This is a genomic window from Comamonas nitrativorans (assembly GCF_042654765.1).
Classification (GTDB): domain Bacteria; phylum Pseudomonadota; class Gammaproteobacteria; order Burkholderiales; family Burkholderiaceae_C; genus Comamonas; species Comamonas nitrativorans.
Map to the genome: position 1 here is coordinate 257,776 of NZ_JBHSEW010000001.1, position 16,166 is coordinate 273,941.

12 protein-coding genes are annotated in these 16,166 nt (G+C 65.6%); 4 read left to right on the top strand and 8 right to left on the bottom strand.

Features of this window, described 5'->3' with window-relative positions:
- Positions 1–3: 3 nt before the first annotated feature.
- The 3 genes from ACFO3A_RS01280 to rarD form a co-directional block, all read right to left on the bottom strand.
- On the bottom strand, positions 4–2,259 hold the full coding sequence (locus ACFO3A_RS01280; protein ID WP_377723244.1) for a hypothetical protein: 2,256 nt from the start codon (positions 2,257–2,259) through the stop codon (positions 4–6).
- Positions 2,260–2,367: 108 nt separating this feature from the next.
- Complete coding sequence (locus tag ACFO3A_RS01285; RefSeq protein WP_377723246.1) at positions 2,368–3,366, bottom strand: diaminopimelate dehydrogenase; 999 nt, start codon at positions 3,364–3,366, stop codon at positions 2,368–2,370.
- 34 nt (positions 3,367–3,400) lie between these two features.
- A complete protein-coding gene (gene rarD / locus ACFO3A_RS01290) occupies positions 3,401–4,297 on the bottom strand; it encodes an EamA family transporter RarD (RefSeq protein ID WP_377723248.1) in 897 nt (298 codons plus the stop codon).
- A gap of 137 nt (positions 4,298–4,434) precedes the next feature.
- On the opposite strand from rarD, the gene ACFO3A_RS01295 reads away from it, so the two are divergent.
- A complete protein-coding gene (locus tag ACFO3A_RS01295; RefSeq protein WP_377723250.1) occupies positions 4,435–5,223 on the top strand; it encodes a pseudouridine synthase in 789 nt (262 codons plus the stop codon).
- Positions 5,224–5,333: 110 nt separating this feature from the next.
- Here the strand turns inward: ACFO3A_RS01295 and ACFO3A_RS01300 are convergent, their stop codons facing one another.
- Positions 5,334–6,353 (bottom strand): DHH family phosphoesterase, encoded by a 1,020-nt coding sequence (locus ACFO3A_RS01300; protein WP_377723252.1) that lies wholly within the window; start codon positions 6,351–6,353, stop codon positions 5,334–5,336.
- A gap of 94 nt (positions 6,354–6,447) precedes the next feature.
- Between ACFO3A_RS01300 and ACFO3A_RS01305 the strand changes: the two genes are divergently transcribed.
- Positions 6,448–7,635 (top strand): M20 aminoacylase family protein, encoded by a 1,188-nt coding sequence (locus tag ACFO3A_RS01305; RefSeq protein ID WP_377723254.1) that lies wholly within the window; start codon positions 6,448–6,450, stop codon positions 7,633–7,635.
- Positions 7,636–7,922: 287 nt separating this feature from the next.
- On the opposite strand, the gene ACFO3A_RS01310 is transcribed toward ACFO3A_RS01305, so the two are convergent.
- From ACFO3A_RS01310 to ACFO3A_RS01320, 3 genes are all read right to left on the bottom strand, one after another.
- Positions 7,923–8,534, bottom strand: coding sequence for an ABC transporter ATP-binding protein (locus ACFO3A_RS01310; RefSeq protein ID WP_377723256.1), 612 nt, complete (start codon positions 8,532–8,534; stop codon positions 7,923–7,925).
- A gap of 95 nt (positions 8,535–8,629) precedes the next feature.
- Positions 8,630–10,969 carry a DNA topoisomerase IV subunit A gene (gene parC / locus ACFO3A_RS01315; protein ID WP_377723258.1) on the bottom strand — a complete coding sequence of 780 codons (2,340 nt, stop codon included), beginning with the start codon at positions 10,967–10,969 and terminating at the stop codon, positions 8,630–8,632.
- A 227-nt stretch (positions 10,970–11,196) separates the two neighbouring features.
- Positions 11,197–13,182, bottom strand: coding sequence for a DNA topoisomerase IV subunit B (locus tag ACFO3A_RS01320; RefSeq protein WP_377723260.1), 1,986 nt, complete (start codon positions 13,180–13,182; stop codon positions 11,197–11,199).
- A 136-nt stretch (positions 13,183–13,318) separates the two neighbouring features.
- Here ACFO3A_RS01320 and ACFO3A_RS01325 point away from each other — a divergent pair, with 136 nt between their 5' ends.
- Together ACFO3A_RS01325 and ACFO3A_RS01330 are read left to right on the top strand one after the other, a co-directional pair.
- Positions 13,319–14,563 (top strand): MFS transporter, encoded by a 1,245-nt coding sequence (locus ACFO3A_RS01325; RefSeq protein WP_377723262.1) that lies wholly within the window; start codon positions 13,319–13,321, stop codon positions 14,561–14,563.
- On the top strand, positions 14,560–14,739 hold the full coding sequence (locus ACFO3A_RS01330) for a hypothetical protein (RefSeq protein WP_377723266.1): 180 nt from the start codon (positions 14,560–14,562) through the stop codon (positions 14,737–14,739). The genes ACFO3A_RS01325 and ACFO3A_RS01330 overlap by 4 nt, the downstream gene beginning before the upstream one ends.
- Before the next feature lie 13 nt (positions 14,740–14,752).
- Here the strand turns inward: ACFO3A_RS01330 and ACFO3A_RS01335 are convergent, their stop codons facing one another.
- Positions 14,753–15,973 carry an NnrS family protein gene (locus tag ACFO3A_RS01335; RefSeq protein WP_377723267.1) on the bottom strand — a complete coding sequence of 407 codons (1,221 nt, stop codon included), beginning with the start codon at positions 15,971–15,973 and terminating at the stop codon, positions 14,753–14,755.
- Positions 15,974–16,166: the final 193 nt, after the last annotated feature.

Consider the following 16,166-nt stretch of genomic DNA (forward strand, 5'->3'; position numbering starts at 1 on the left):
CCGTCAGCCCGAGGCAGATTCCCAGGGCCAGTCGTGGTGCTTGCGCACGGCCTCGGCAAACAGCATGTCCTGCTTGCGCAACCACAGGCCGTAGGGGCCTTGCTTGAGGTCTTGCACCTCGGCCCGCTGCCACAGCAACGGGTCGATGGTCTGGATGGGCGGGCGTTGTGTGGGTGCTTCTGCGGCCGCCTCGTCGTCCGCCTTCGGCGCATGTTGGTCTTCACGCCAGTAAATGCCCTGGTTGTCCCAGCCTTCCATGATCGGCATCGCGGCCTGAATGATCAGGGTGCGTACCTGGCGCTTTTGCGGCTGCAGCCAATGCAGATTCCAGGTGCTGATGGCGCCGTACGCCGGGCGCTCGGGCGGCTGCAGGATCAGCCAGCCCTCGTTGTTCGGATGGGGCAGGGCCGCCGGCCCCGTGCCGCACAGCACCACGCCGCTGCGGGTGACGCTGATGCCATCGCAGCGCGGCACCAGCACATCGTCCTGCGGCTGCTCCGGGGTGTATTGCCGCATTCCGCCCCACCACCATAGGTCGTCCCTGACGTTGTTCCACAGGTAATCGCCGTCGGCACACGGGTGCTGCACGCTGGCAACGGTGCGCCAGCTGGGCAACAGGCGCCATACACCCTGGCTGTCCGGGATGATGTCGCGCACTTCGTACAGGGGGGAGTGATCCGGCTTTTCCAGCTTCAGCCAGGTAAACGGATCCTGATGCCAGCGCCAGGCCGGTTTGTGCAGGTCGACGTCGCTGTCCTTGACCGTGGCCATCATGGCCAGCACCCGCACGCGCAATGATTTCGGGTGGTTCAGTCCAGGGGTGGGGACGATCCGTGCAACAGGCCAGGGCAGATCCAGCGGCAAAAGCTCCTTGCCATCCCAGATACATACCTGGGCTTCGCCCTCCTGGCCATCCTGTCCGTCGTTTTGCAGATAACGCAACAGCACGGCCCAGGTGCGCTGCACGATGACGTGTTCCAGCTCCCACAGGCCGGGAATGCTGACCTCGCCCCAGCGCAGGCGGTACGCGGCCCGTTCGCCCGAGGTGGCGCTTTCGGGCAATTCCAGCGTCCAGGCCAGGGACTTGCCAGCGACCGGCTCACTGCGGGCCAGCCAGCGTTCGGGGTGCTGCAGCTGGCGCTCCCACATCAGGTTGGTGACAGGGGCAGGACGCAACTGCAGACGGCCATCGCTCTGGTGCGCAGCAGGCACCAGCACCGGCTCGGTGCTGTATTCGATGCGCGAGCCCTGGCACAGGCGCTGGAGTACCGGGGTGTCGATGCGCACCCGCTGCAGCAAACGGTCTTTCATCCAGCGAAAAGCCGGCTGCCCGGCCTCTTCGGCCACGGGGAACAATGCCCAGGGCTTGCGGTCGGGGGGCTGCTGCTCGGCCCATTTCTGCCAGCCGCGTTCGGCATCCCACACGGCCAGGGCCAGGCGTTGCTGGCGATTGCCCTGCGAGACGGAATAGGCATACATGGCCAGGGCCCTGCCATCTTCGCGCCAGACGAAGGGCATGTGCGCGGCCAGCACCCAGGGCTGCGGCTCGCCGTCGAACAGCAGTTGCCATTGCGGCTTGGTGAACAGCTCCAGCGGCTGGCGCTCGGTACGCAAGGAATCGGGCCAATAACGCTGCACGCCGACCACCTTGCCGCCATTGGACGGTGCGGGCAATTCGGGCGGCACTTCCTCCTTCTGCGCCGGTACCGCATCCCAGGGCACCCACAGATCGCGCACTGCGGCCATCTGCATGGCGCCATTGGTGACATTCGCAGCCAGCCAGGCGGCGAACTGCGCATCCGTCATGGGGCTTTGTGCATCACTCTGCATCCCGCCGATGCCGATGTCCTCGCCGCTCCAGCGTGGCAGGCGCCAATGCACCTCCTCGACGGCAGAGGCTTCTTCGGCGCTCAAGGTCCAGGTGCAGCGTTTCTTACGATCGACCAGATACGGACTGGCATGGCCGTAACTGGAAATGCGCAGCCAGCGCCCATCCATCGAGGTGGCAAAGCCCGACTCCCAGAGCAGGGGCAGATAGACGCCGTCGGCACACATGATGTCGCCATACGGGGTATTGCCGACTCCACTTTCTCCCTGCTTGCGAAAGACGATTTCCTTGAGCTTCTGGTTCTGCTCCTGCTTGAGCGCAAGCTCCCGCGCCCGCGCCTGCTTCAAGGCCCGGTCGGCAGCATCGGCACGACGCCATAGCACCAGGGGGACGCCCACCGCCAGAACCAGCGCCAATATCCACCACATCATGCTTTGCTGCCTTTGTTATTGAAAAAATACGCGTTCATCGCACGCCGGATCCATAAAAAAATAGCGCCTGCTTGCAACAAACAGGCGCTACGGATTATGGCGGCAAATTTACAGCGCCTCTTGGCGCAGCTGGGCTGCGGTTTTAGGGGAAATCCAGCCGGGGGCCACGTCGAACACCGTCTTCGCCCCGTGCAGTCCCAGGGCTGCCATACGGTGTACGGCCCGGGCATAGGCGACCAGCACGCTGGAGGTGAATTGCGGGTTGCTGTCCAGCTGCAGGCGGTACTCCACCACATGCCGGGTGCCGGCGCTGGTGCTGCCGCTGCGGATGACGAAGCCGCCGTGGGGCATGGCGCTATGGCTGCGGGCAAATTCCTCGGCGCTGATGAAGTTCACCGTGGTGTCGTACTCGTCAAAGTAGTGCGGCATGGTGACGATGGTCTGGCGCACGGCATCGGCATCGGCGCCTTCGGCCAGCACCACGTAGCAATGGCGCTCATGCTTTTCGCGGGTGGTGAGCTGCGGGCAAGTGCCGCTGCGCACGGCATCGACCGCCGCCTGCACGGGGATGGTGTACTGCACGCCCTGGGCCACGCCGGGCACACGGCGGATGGCGTCGGAGTGGCCCTGGCTCAGGCCCTTGCCCCAGAAGGTGTAGGTGGTGCCGTCGGGCAGCAGCGCCTCGCTCATCACGCGGTTGATGGAGAACATGCCGGGGTCCCAGCCGGCCGAGATCAGCGCCGTGGTCTTGCCGCCCTGGGCGGCCGCATCCACTGCGGCAAAGTGTTCGGGGATGCGGGCGTGGGTATCGAAGCTGTCGATGACGTTGAACCTGGCCGCCAGGGCCGGGGTCTGCGCGGGCAGGTCGTCCTTGGAGCCGCCGCACAGGATCAGCACGTCCACCTGGCCCTGGTGGGCGTCCAGGTCGTCCATGCGGTACACCGGGGTTGCTGCATTGGCGGGTTGAAGCTGGGCGGGGTCGCGGCGGGTATAGATGCCGGTGATGACCATGTCGGGGTTCAGCGCGACGGCAGCTTCCACCCCGCGCCCCAGATTGCCATAGCCCACCACGCCGATACGGATGGGATTTGCTTGCTTGTTTTCCACGGTGATTTCCTTTGCGTGTGTGAAAAAAAACGGATTAACTGGCGCCCGGCCGGTTGCGCAGCTGCCACAGCCCTTCCAGGGCCATCACCAGCACGGCGGCGCCGATCAGAACGTACATCGGCCCCTGCCCTGGCTCCAGGCGCTCGCCCAGCAGCAGGGCCGCCAGCACCAGCAGCACCGGCTCGACGTAGGACAACATGCCGAACAGCCCCAGCGGCAGCAACCGGTGCGCCGTCATGTAAAGGGCCAGTGCCACCGCGCTGACGATACCCAGCAGGGGAATCAGAAAATACAGCTTGGGCGTTTGCCGGGCCACCAGCCAGCCGCTGGCGTTGTCGCTGGGCGCCACCAGAATGAACCACAGGCACGCGGGCAGCAGGATCAGCACGTCCAGCCAATGCCCGGCCAGGGAATCGGTACGCATCAGGCGGCGCAGCACGAAGTAGGCGCTATAGCCGATCACCACCACCCAGGTCGGCCAGGCCAGGCCCGCACCGCGCAGCAGCTCCCAGGCCATGCCGGCGGCGGCCAGGGTCACGGCCAGTTGCTGCATCCGGGTCAGGCGTTCCTTGAACACCACGCGCCCGGCCAGCACCATCGCCAGAGGCAGCAGAAAGTAACCAAGGGACGTGGGCAGGGCCAGCCCGTGCAGGGGCGCCCAGAGGAAGAGCCACAGTTGCACGCCGAACAGCGCGGCACTGAGCAGCAGCAGGGCGCCCAGACGCCAGTAGCGCTGCACCCGGCGCACGATGGCCTGCACCTGGGCGCCCTGGCCGGTATACAGCAGCAGCAGGGTGGTCAGCGGCAAGGTGGCCAGCATCCGCCAGCCAAAGAGCTGCTCCCCGGTCAGTGGAGCGAAGAAAGGCGAGAAGTAGTACATCCCCCCGAACAAAAAGGATGCCACTACCGAAGCCAGAACGCCGCGCACCATCACGCCACCACTCCCTTACCCAAAAACGCCCCTGCGGTACAGGGGGCAACCGGCAATTGTGCTGGATTTTTTCTACCTGACTACACTGCCCGCCTTTGCCCTGCCTGTTACCCGGCCCATTGACCTAGCCCATTGCCATGGAAATCGCCCCCGCATCGGATTTCACCGCCCCCCTGACCGTGCTGTACCACGATGCGGACTTGGTCGCGGTCTACAAACCGGCAGGCTGGCTGGTTCACCGCAGTGCCATCGCCCGCCACGAAAAACGCTTTGTGCTCCAACGCCTGCGCGACCAGATCGGCCAGCACGTCTGGCCCGTGCATCGTCTGGACCAGGGCACCTGCGGCCTGCTGGTGTTTGCCCTGCACAAGGAAAGCTGCCAGCAACTGGCGCAGGCGTTTGCCACGCAGCAAGTGCAGAAAACCTATCTGGCCCTGGCCCGGGGCTGGCTGCTGGACACAACGCACGTCGATTACCCGCTGCGCCCCGAAGACAGCGCCCCCGACGCCCCGCCGCAGGACGCCCAGACCACCCTGCACGGCCTGGCCACGCTGGACTGGCCCGAAAGCTACGACCCGCGCCACCCCAGCACCCGCGCCAGTCTGGTGCTGGCCCGGCCGCACACCGGCAGGCGCCACCAGATCCGCCGCCACCTGAAGCACGTGGCCCACCCCATCCTGGGCGATGCCACCCACGGCAAAGGCCCGCTGAACCGCTGGTGGGCCGAGCGCCTGGGCGGCCAGCGCCTGTGGCTGCACGCCCACGCGCTGGAACTGGCCCACCCGCGCACCGGCGAGCCGCTGGCCCTGTGCGCCGACTGGCGGCAGCTTGCGCATGTGCCAGAGGTACAGCAATGGCAGCAGATGCTGCGGCTGCCGGGGTGGAATGACCTGGAGAATTTGCCGCCAAGTTGCGGTGTTATATAAAAAATAGCTGTTACCGCTGATAAACAAACGATTTCAAACATAAAACACTGTGAAATCGTTTGTTTATCAGCGGAAACAGCTTCTATCTTTAATGATGCCCTTTACTCCCCTTACTTCTTGTGCGCTGCCCGCACCCACTTGCCGGTGGCATCGCGCTCCAGCGCGGGGGACAGCACCTCGGCGTACTGCGCCTGCGGGTCGGCGCGGAAGTCGCCACCGAGCAGTTCGGCCAGACGGGCATGGCCCAGCTTGCAGCCGCAGGCCTGGGCATGGCCGCCGCCGCCCAGGCTTTCGGCCAGGGGGATGCAGTCAAAGCCGGTGCGCGAGCGCAGGCCCAGCTTCACGCCCTGCTCGTTGGCGTTCCACATCAGGGCGAAGGTGCCCGATTCCCGCGCCAGGATGTCGCCCACCTGGCTGTGGAAAATGCCGGGGCAGTTCACCATCAGCCCCTGCACGCCGTTGAACACGATGGCGTGGGCGCCCTGGGCAATGTCGGCGCACAGCTTCTGGAATTTCTCGTCCATCGCGCCGCCCCGGGCCATGAAGGCGGCTTCTTCCTCGGGGGTGAAGGCGGCAATCTCGGCCCAGCGCGGTAAGTCACGCGGCTCCATGTCCAGCGCGGCCAGGAACGAGGCGCTCTCGGGAAATTCCCATTTCCAGATGTCGCGGTCTTCGATGTAGCGGATCAGGCCGGGCACCGGCTTGTCCGGGTGGAAAAACTCCCAGGCCAGCCGGGCGCCGGAGTGCTGCATGTCGAAATGCACCGCGCCGCAGCGGCACTGGAAGCCGGTGAGCTTTTCTGCCGCGCTTTTGTGATGGTCCAGCACCACCAGTTTGGCAGCGCGTTCGTCCAGGGCGGCGGTCAGTTCGGGGCCGAAGGCAAAGTCCAGCATGTAGACGACGCGGCCCTGCACGTCGCCCAGGTCGTCGATGGTCTGGATTTCGCCGTGGTCCAGGCCGCGCATCTCCACGCCGGGGCCATAAAACAGCCAGGCGGCCAGAGCCGCGCCAAAGCCGTCGGGGCAATTGCGCCCGTGGTAAAGGATGAGGGGGCGTGCATCGTCCAACGACGGGCGCACAAGCAGGGACGGGGGCAGGATGCTGGGGAGGCGGGATTTGGTCGATTTCATAGGCGCGGATTTTCGCCCCTTTTGCCACCGCAGCGGCGCGGGCCGCCATCGCCGCCATAATGGTTCTCTTTTGCTGACTGCCCGGATTTTTGCGATGCCTGCCGCCCTCACCCCCCACCTGCCCGCCCTGGTGCGCCTGCGCCACGATCTGCACAGCCACCCGGAGCTGAGCTACCAGGAACACCGCACCGCAGGCCAGGTCGCCGCCTACCTGCAGGCGCTGGGGCTGCCGGTGCGCCAGGGGATCGGCAAGACCGGGGTCGTGGCCAGCATTTACGGCACCGGCTTCAGTGCCGACCATCCCGGCCCCGGCGTGGGTCTGCGCTCCGACATGGACGCCCTGCCCCTGACCGAGACCACCGGCCTGCCCTACGCCAGCCGCCACACCGGCAAGATGCACGCCTGCGGGCACGACGGCCACACGGCCATGCTGCTGGGCGCAGCGCATCTGTTGAGCCAGCAGCGCGACTTTGCCGGCACCGTGCATCTGATCTTCCAGCCCGCCGAGGAAGGCGGCGCAGGCGCCAAGACGATGATGGAAGATGGCCTGTTCCAGCGCTTTCCCTGCCAGGCGGTCTTCGCCCTGCACAACTGGCCCGATCTGCCCCAGGGGCAAATGGCGGTGCGCGTGGGGCCGATCATGGCCGCCAACATCCGCTTTGAAATCCGCGTGCGCGGCAAGGGCGGGCACGCCGCGCTGCCGCACACCACGCGCGATCCGATTCCCGTGGCCTGCGCCATCGTCACGCAGTTGCAGACCCTGGTGTCGCGCACGCTCGACCCGGTGGACAGCGCCGTGCTGACCATCGGCAAGATCGAGGCGGGCACGGTGGAGAACATCATCCCCAACGAAGCCGTGATCTACGGCACCCTGCGCACCCTGCGCGACGACACCCAGGCCACGCTGGTGACGGGCATCGAGCGCATCGCCCAGCACATCGCCGCCGCGCACGAATGCCAGGCGCTCTACATCCACAAACCCGGCTACCCCAATACCACCAACACCCCGGACGAGGCCGCCTTGATGGCGCAGGTCATGGCCGAAGTGGTCGGCCCGGACAACACCCACCCCAACATCGACCCGGCCATGACCAGCGAAGACTTCGGCTTCATGCTGCAACAAGTGCCGGGCGCCTACGGCTGGATCGGCAACGGCAAGAACGGCCAGAGCGGCACCAGCCTGCACCACCCCGGCTACGACTTCAACGACGACAACATCGCCCTGGGCGCAAAATTCTGGGACACCCTGGCCCGCCGCTGGCTGAAACTAAAACGCGCCTGAAGCTGCGAAGCAAGCGAAGAAGCCCCATCCCCACAGCGCCTCCATCAGAGCACAGCCGCAATAACAAGCAAGCCACCTCCAGTCTGACTCGCCGTGGCTGTCCGAGCGGAGTGCCGCAGGCGCGAAGCAGCGAGTTCCACGGCGCAAAGCTGCGCAGCACGCCTTCTTTGCCTCCTTTCTTGCGCGTGCAAGAAAGGAGGTCGCCCGCCGGGGCGAGACCCGGCCAGCAGCCCTAAAAATCAGAAAAAACCGTTGCTATAACAACAGCTCCCACACGTTAGAACGGTCTAAAAAGCAACCGGCAACTCCACCACCTCATCCCACTGCACCTCCGCCAAGGTGTCATGGTGCGCCACCAGCACCCAGCGGAATGTGCCCTGTTCGGCCAAACCATCCGCCAGCGCATCCAGCGCCTGCTCCAGATAGGTGATGGATGCCTTGTCCAGCCCGGCCACCGGCTCGGCAATCAAGGTCAGGACAGCGCCGCTGGCCAAGGCAGCGGCCAGCCAGCATTTGCGCTGGGTGCCGGTGGACAACTGCCACCACGCCTTGCCCAGGTGCGGGGCCAGGGCAAAGCCGTCCACATGCTGCTGCCAGGCGGCGGCATCCCAAGCGGGCCAGCGCTGCGGCTGTTCGGCCAGCCACGCCTGCACCGCTTGCTGCGGGTCGTACGCGGGCAGCGGCGCACACACCTGGGCAGCGTAAGCAGCAGTGCCTGCGGCGTGGCCCGCGCAGGTGATGCCAGCACCTGGGGGCAAGGGTGCGCTGCCCGCCAGCGCGGCCAGCAGCACACGGGCAGCGCTGTCGGCCTCGTCCAGCAGCAAGTGCAGGCCGGGGGGCAAGACCGTATCCGGGGCGATTTCGGGCGGCAGGCCGTGCCAGTGCAGTTCCATGGTCATAGTATTCAAGTGAGCTTGTTCCGCTGGATATTCAACGGTTTCAGCATGTTTTGTCATTAAAATCGTTGTCTAACCAACGCAAGCAGCTATTTTTTTTATTCCACCCGGGCAATGCCGGTGGGTTTGAACGTCCAGCCCGCCGTCTTGCCCTTGCTGGCGCGTTTGCCTGCGGCGTTGTTCAGGCTGCGGATTTCCAGCACTTCCTCACGCTCCTTGCCGCCCCGGCCCAGGCCGGTGATGCGCACGCTGCGCGTGTAGGCGGCGGCGCCCACCAGGGTGGCGCCGTCGGCCAGCTTCATCAATTGCAGGCCGCGCCCACCGGTCATGGTTTTGAGTTCGGCCAGGGGGTAGGTCAGCACCTGGGCATCGCTGGACAGGCAGGCGATGTGCGTGGCCGCTGCGCCCCCCGGCCCGTCGATGACGCTGGGCAGGCACAGGGTTTCGCCCTCCTGAATGGTGGCAAAGGCCTTGCCCGCCTTGTTGCGGGCCAACATGCTGCCCGCCTCGGCCACAAAGCCGTAGCCGCCGCTGCCGCTGATGAGCAGGCGCGTGGCCGCCGCCCCGGCGAAATAGCTGACGATGTGGGTACCCGCTTCCAGATCGATCAGGCCATGGATCGGCACCCCGTCGCCGCGCCCGCCCGGCAGGGTGGCCACGGCCACGCTGTAGACCCGGCCCTGGTGCCCAAAGACGATGAGCGCATCCACGCTGCGGCAGGCAAAGTGGCCCCACAGCGCATCGCCCGCCTTGAAGCTGAAATTCTCCGGCGCGTGGTCGTGGCCCTTCAGGGCACGCACCCAGCCTTTTTCGGAGATGACGACCGTCACCGGCTCGTCCACCACCTTGATTTCGGTGCTGACCTTTTGCGCCTCCTCGATCAGCGTGCGACGCGGGTCGGCAAAGGTTTTGGCATCGCGCTCGATCTCCCGCACCAGCAGGCGTTGCAGGCTTTTCGGGTTGGCCAGGATGTCCAGCAGACGGCCCTCGTCCTCGCGCAGTTCCTGCAGTTCCTTGTCGATCTTGATGGCCTCCAGCCGGGCCAGTTGACGCAGGCGGATTTCCAGGATGTCCTCGGCCTGCCGGTCGCTCAGGTCGAAGCGGGCGATCAGCGCGGCTTTCGGCTCGTCGCTCTCGCGGATGATGGCGATCACCTCGTCGATGTGCAGCAGCACCACCTGCCGCCCTTCCAGGATGTGAATCCGCGCCTGCACCCGGTCGAGCTGGTGCTGGCTGCGCCGCGTGAGGGTGGTCTGGCGAAAGGCCAGCCATTCCTCCAGCATCTGGCGCAACGACTTTTGCGCGGGCCTGCCGTCCATACCCACCATCGTCAGATTGATGGGGGCCGAGGTTTCCAGGCTGGTGTGCGCCAGCAAGGCGTTGATCAGCTCCTGCTGCGGGGTTTTGCTGCTCTTGGGTTCCAGCACCAGGCGCACCGGCGCATCCTTGCTGGATTCGTCGCGCACGCCGTCCAGCACGTTCAGCACCGTGGCCTTGAGCTGCTGCTGCTCCTGGCTCAAAGCCTTCTTGCCCGCCTTCACCTTGGGGTTGGAGAGTTCCTCGATCTCCTCCAGCACCTTCTGCGTGGACACGCCGGGCGGCAGCTCGGTCACCACCAGTTGCCACTGGCCCCGGGCCAGTTCTTCGATCTTCCAGCGGGCACGCACCTTCAGGCTGCCGCGCCCGGTGCGGTAGGCCTGCTGAATGTCCTGGGCGCTGCTGATGATCTGGCCGCCGCCGGGGTAATCCGGGCCGGGCACCAGGGCGAACAGCGCTGCGTCGGCCAGTTGCGGATCTTTGGCCAGCGCCACGCAGGCGCTGGCGATTTCGCCCAGGTTGTGGCTGGGAATTTCCGTCGCCAGCCCCACGGCAATGCCGCTGGCGCCGTTCAACAGCGCAAACGGCAGCCGCGCCGGCAACTGGCGCGGCTCCTGCGTCGAGCCATCGTAGTTGGGCACAAAGTCCACCGTGCCTTCGTCGATTTCGTCCAGCAGCAGGCTGGCAATCTTCGCCAGCCGTGCCTCGGTGTAGCGCATCGCGGCAGCGCCATCGCCATCGCGGCTGCCGAAGTTGCCCTGGCCGTCGATCAGCGGATAGCGCTGGTTGAAGTCCTGCGCCAGCCGCACCAGCGCGTCATACGCCGACTGGTCGCCATGCGGGTGAAACCGCCCCAGCACGTCGCCCACCACGCGGGCGCTTTTCACCGGCTTGGCCGCCGTATTGCCCCCCGCGCCGCCATAGCCCAGGCCCATCGCCTGCATGGCGTACAGAATGCGCCGCTGCACAGGCTTCATGCCATCGCACACATCGGGCAGGGCACGCCCTTTGACGACCGAAAGCGCATATTCCAGATACGCCTGCTGGGCGTAGCCGCCGAGGGTGAGGGTGTCGGCGTCGCCAGGCGGGGAAGAAAAATCAGGTAGTGGGGAATCGGTCATTTTTAAAAACAGGAGCTATCAGCGCTTAATGGATAAGCGTTAGAACGTGTTCACGATCTCGGCGCGAAGAGGTACGGGATGCGGATCGGGATGGGCTGCTAGGCGCAAACCGCAGCCATAGCGGTGCTATGGCGAGGATTTGCAACGACGCAGAGCGCCCGAGGCCGCAACTGCACACCCGCGTGGAGATCGTAAACACGTTCTTAGAGACCAGAAATACTCAAAACTCACACATCCACCGCCACCGCATCCCCGTGCAGTTCCATCAGCTCGCGGCGGGCGGCGGCTTCGCCTTTGCCCATGAGCTGGGTCATCAGGCCCGCCGTGGCAGCGAAGTCCAGCGTGCCCAGCTGCACTTGCTGCAAGCGACGCGTGTCGGGGTTGAGGGTGGTGTCCCAGAGCTGTTCGGCGTTCATTTCGCCCAGCCCCTTGAAGCGGCTGATCTGGCATTTTTCGCGCGAGATGCCGTCTTTGGCGGCTTTGTCGAGGATGGCTTGCAGCTCGCCCTCGTCCAGCGCGTAGAGCTTGGCAGCGGGCTTTTTGGCGCGGGCCGGGATGTCCACGCGAAACAGCGGCGGGCGGGCGACGTAGATGTGGCCGGCGTCCACCAGCTTGGGGAAGTGGCGGAAGAACAGGGTCAGCAGCAGTACCTGGATGTGGGCGCCGTCCACGTCGGCATCGCTCAGGATGCAGATCTTGCCGTAGCGCAGGCCGGACAGGTCGGGCGTGTCGCCGGGGCCGTGCGGATCGACGCCGATGGCGACCGAGATGTCATGCACCTCGTTGTTCTTGAACAGCAGGTCGCGCTCCACCTCCCAGGTGTTCAGCACTTTGCCGCGCAGCGGCAGGATGGCCTGCGTTTCCTTGTCGCGGCCCATTTTGGCGCTGCCGCCGGCGCTGTCGCCCTCGACCAGAAACACTTCGTTCAGGCGGATGTCACGGCTTTCGCAGTCGGTCAGCTTGCCCGGCAGGACGGCCACGCCGCTGCCTTTGCGCTTTTCGATTTTCTGGCCCGCCTTCTGGCGCTGCTGAGCGGCCTTGATGGCCAGTTCGGCCAGCTTCTTGCCGTGTTCGATGTGGGCGTTCAGCCACAGCTCCAGCGCCGGTTTGACGAAGCTGGAAACCAGCCGCACGGCATCGCGGCTGTTCAGTTTTTCCTTCACCTGCCCCTGGAATTGCGGGTCCAGCACCTTGGCCGAGAGTACGAAGCTGGCGCGGGCAAACACGTCGTCGGGCATGAGCTTGACGCCTTTAGGCAGCAGGCTGTGCAGCTCGATGAAGTTTTTCACGGCCTGGAACAAGCCATCGCGCAGGCCGCTTTCGTGCGTGCCACCCGCCACGGTGGGGATGAGATTGACATAGCTTTCGCGCAGCACGGCCCCCTGTTCGGTAAACCCCAGGCACCACGCCGCGCCTTCGCCCTGGGCGAAGCTGTCGTCCTGGGCATCGGCAAAGCCTTCACCTTCCAGGAGGGGCAGCAGGGGGTCGGCGGCCAGCGATTGGCCCAGGTAGTCTTTCAAACCGCCCTTGTATTGCCAGCTTTGCGTTTCGCGGTTTTTTTCGTTGGCAAGGGTGACGCTCACGCCCGGCATCAGCACGGCCTTGGAGCGCAGCAGATGCACCAGTTCGCCCAGCGGCAGTTGGGCGCTGTCGAAGTACCGCGCATCGGGCCAGACGCGCACGCTGGTGCCCTGTTTACGTTCGCCGCTTTGCAGGGGGCGGCGCTGCAATGGCTCGACCACGTCCCCGCCGGAAAACGCCAGGCTGGCCGCTTCGCCCTCGCGGTGAACGGTCACTTCCAGGCGGGTGGAAAGGGCGTTGGTCACGCTCACGCCCACGCCGTGCAGCCCGCCGGAGAAGCTGTACGCGCCACCGCTGCCCTTGTCGAACTTGCCGCCCGCGTGCAGACGGGTAAAGACCAGCTCGACCACCGGGGCGTTTTCTTCCGGGTGCAGGCCGAAGGGAATGCCGCGCCCGTCGTCCTCCACGCTGATGGAGCCGTCCAGATGCAGGGTGACGCGGATTTTCTTGCCGAATCCGGCCAGGGCTTCGTCGGCGGCGTTGTCGATCACCTCCTGCACGATGTGCAGCGGGTTGTCGGTGCGGGTATACATGCCGGGGCGCTGCTTGACAGGCTCCAGACCCTTGAGTACGCGGATGGAACGCTCGGAATATGCGGAAGCGGCAGCAGAAGAAGGAGGGGTATCAGCCATATGGGCGCGGATTGTAATTCCGCCGCGAACAACTGTATAAATACACAGTCAATAACACCCAGCGATGGCCCGCCTCCCCAAAACCGCTGCCCCAGCGGACGCAAGGGCCAACGGTTTTGGCTACATTGGCAGCCTTATGCAAAAAAGCAATATAGAAATTTCTCCCGCCACGCGACAACAGCTCCCCATTCTGCAAGTGCTGCTGTGTGCGGGCATGGTGGTCACGCTGTCGATGGGCATCCGCCACGGCTTCGGCCTGTGGTTGCAGCCGATTACCCAGGACATGGGCTGGAGTCGCGAGTCCTTCTCGCTGGCCATTGCAGTGCAGAACATGGCGTGGGGAGTGTTGGGTATTTTTGTCGGCATCCTGGCCGACCGCTGGGGCGCATTCAGGATTTTGCTGGCAGGCTCGGCCCTCTACGCCCTGGGTTTGGCCGGCATGGCGCTGGCACCGAATACCGGGCTGTTCATCCTGAGTACGGGCCTGATCATCGGTGCAGCCCAGTCCGGCACCACCTACGCCGTGGTGTATGGCGTGCTGGGGCGGCAAATCCCGGCATCCCGGCGCAGCTGGGCCATGGGCATCACGGCGGCGGCCGGTTCGTTCGGGCAGTTCTTCATGGTGCCGGTGGAAGGCGGGCTGATCACCCACCTGGGCTGGAGCAATGCCTTGCTGGTGCTGGCTTTGGTGGCCTTGCTGATCGGCGTTCTGGCCTTTGGCCTGCGGGAGCCGGGCTTTGGCAAGGGCCAATCGCCAGCGCCCCGCACCCAGACAGTGGCAGAGGCGCTGAAGGAAGCCTGCGGCCACTCCAGCTTCGTGCTGCTGACGCTGGGCTACTTTGTCTGCGGTTTTCAGGTGATGTTCATCGGCGTCCACATGCCCAGCTACCTCAAGGACTTCGGCATGGCCCCGCAGGTTGCCAGCTACAGCCTGGCGCTGATCGGGCTGTTCAACATTTTCGGTACCTATATCGCCGGCAACCTGGGGCAGCAGATGCCCAAGCAGTATCTGCTGTCGGGCATTTACGGGCTGCGTGCCGTCGCCACCGTGCTGTTCCTGCTGGCCCCGCTGGCGCCCTGGTCGGTGTATGCCTATGCGGCCATCATGGGGTTCTTATGGCTCTCGACCGTGCCGCTGACCAACGGCATCCTGGCGCAGATTTTTGGCGTACAGCACTTGTCCATGCTGGGCGGCATCACCTTCTTCAGCCACCAGGTGGGCAGTTTTATGGGCATCTGGCTGGGCGGCTACCTGTACGACACCCAGGGCAATTACGACATGGTCTGGTACCTGGTGATTGCACTGGGAGTGGCCGCCGCCCTGATCAATCTGCCGGTGCGCGAAACCGCCGTCACACGCCCGCCGCTGACAACGGCATGAACACCATGGCCCCCGAACAGGTTCCACCCCCCTCCTCCCCGCCCCGCCAGCGTCCGGTTTGGCAGCGGGCGCTGGCATGGCTGGCAGTTGCGCTGGTGCTGCTGGCCGTGTTTGGCCTGTACCTGGAGCCGGATTTCATGCTGACGATGGCCGATCAGGTCTGGGCCTGCTTCTAGCTTCTAGCTGGCCTCAATCGGCGCAGCCTTGCTTGCCATCGGTACGCGCCAGCCATAGCCCCGGGGCCACGCGCCAGGCCAGCAGGGCAAAGGCGATGCACCACAGCGCCGCCGCCACGGCCAGCCCCAGGCCGTTGCTGCCCAGCACGGCGGCAGCGGCCCGCCATACGGTGGCGGCGAGCAGCACGGCACCGCCCAGGCCCAGCCAGGGGCCGGGGTCGGAGGGCCGCCCGACATGGGCGCGGCCTGCAATCGACAGCACGATGAACATCCCCAGGCCAATGGCCCCCATGGTCAGAAAATGCCGCCCGGCACTGCTGCCGCCATCGAGCCAGCCCAGTTGCGCCGCCCCCAGCGCACCGTAGCCCAGCGCCATGCACCAGTACATGGCGTAGAGCAGCGCCGGAAAGCGCTTTTTCCACAGCGGGCGGCCCACATGCCAGTCGTTGAGCAGGTTGAGCATGGCCGCCGCTGCGGCCAGCCCCAGCCAGCCCGTCACCGGCTGCCAGGGCGCGACAAATTCCGCCACGGTATAAAAACCGATGCACAGCGCCGCCAGGGTGCGCCGGGGGGGCCGGGCCAGATAGGGGTCGGCACCGGGGGTGATTTCCTCGATGGCGTTATTCACGATGCGCATCGAAATGCGGCTGGCCGCCACGACGATGAGCAGCATCAGCACGCCCACCGTGGCATCCAGCCAGCGCAGGCCCGGCAAGCCGCGCAGGACATCGCTGTAGAACCCGGCGCTGGTCACGGCCAGGGCCAGCACCAGCCAGGCAAACGCCCAGTGCCGCCGCCCGGTGGCGGTCTTCAACGCGGGCAGCAGCACCCAGGCCACGCCCAGCAGCAGCGCCAATTGGCTGGCCCCCGCCAGCGCCAAAGCCGGCAGACCCAGCCAGCCGGAAACCCAGAACCCCAACCGCACCAGCAGCCACAGCCCCACCAGCACGCGCAACTGGCGGCAGGTGCCGCAGGCCACGCCCGTGAATTCCGGCAGGGCCGTGAGCGCAAAACCGGCCACACCCGCGACGGCAAAGCCCAGCACCAGCTCATGCGCGTGCCAGACGATGGCCCCGCCCGCCACGGCAGGCGCGGGCCACCCCCAGGCCAGCACCCCGCCCCACCACAGCAGCAAGGGGATGGCGCAGACCAGCGCCAGCAGAAAAAACGGGCGCATGGCACATATCCACACAGGATGCTGGCGATCCAGGGGAGAAGACTGAGGATTCATCATTTCAAAAACACCAAGAACACCAAGAAGAAGCGCAGCCTGTGAACAGGCATATCCTTACCGATTCATATTTGCCGTGGCTGTCTGAGCGCAGCGCCCGCAGGGCGCGAAGCGAGTTCCACGGCACAGGCCGCGCCACGCGCTTTCTTTGCGTCCTTTCTTGCGCGTGCAAGAAAGGATGTCGCCCGCCGGGGCG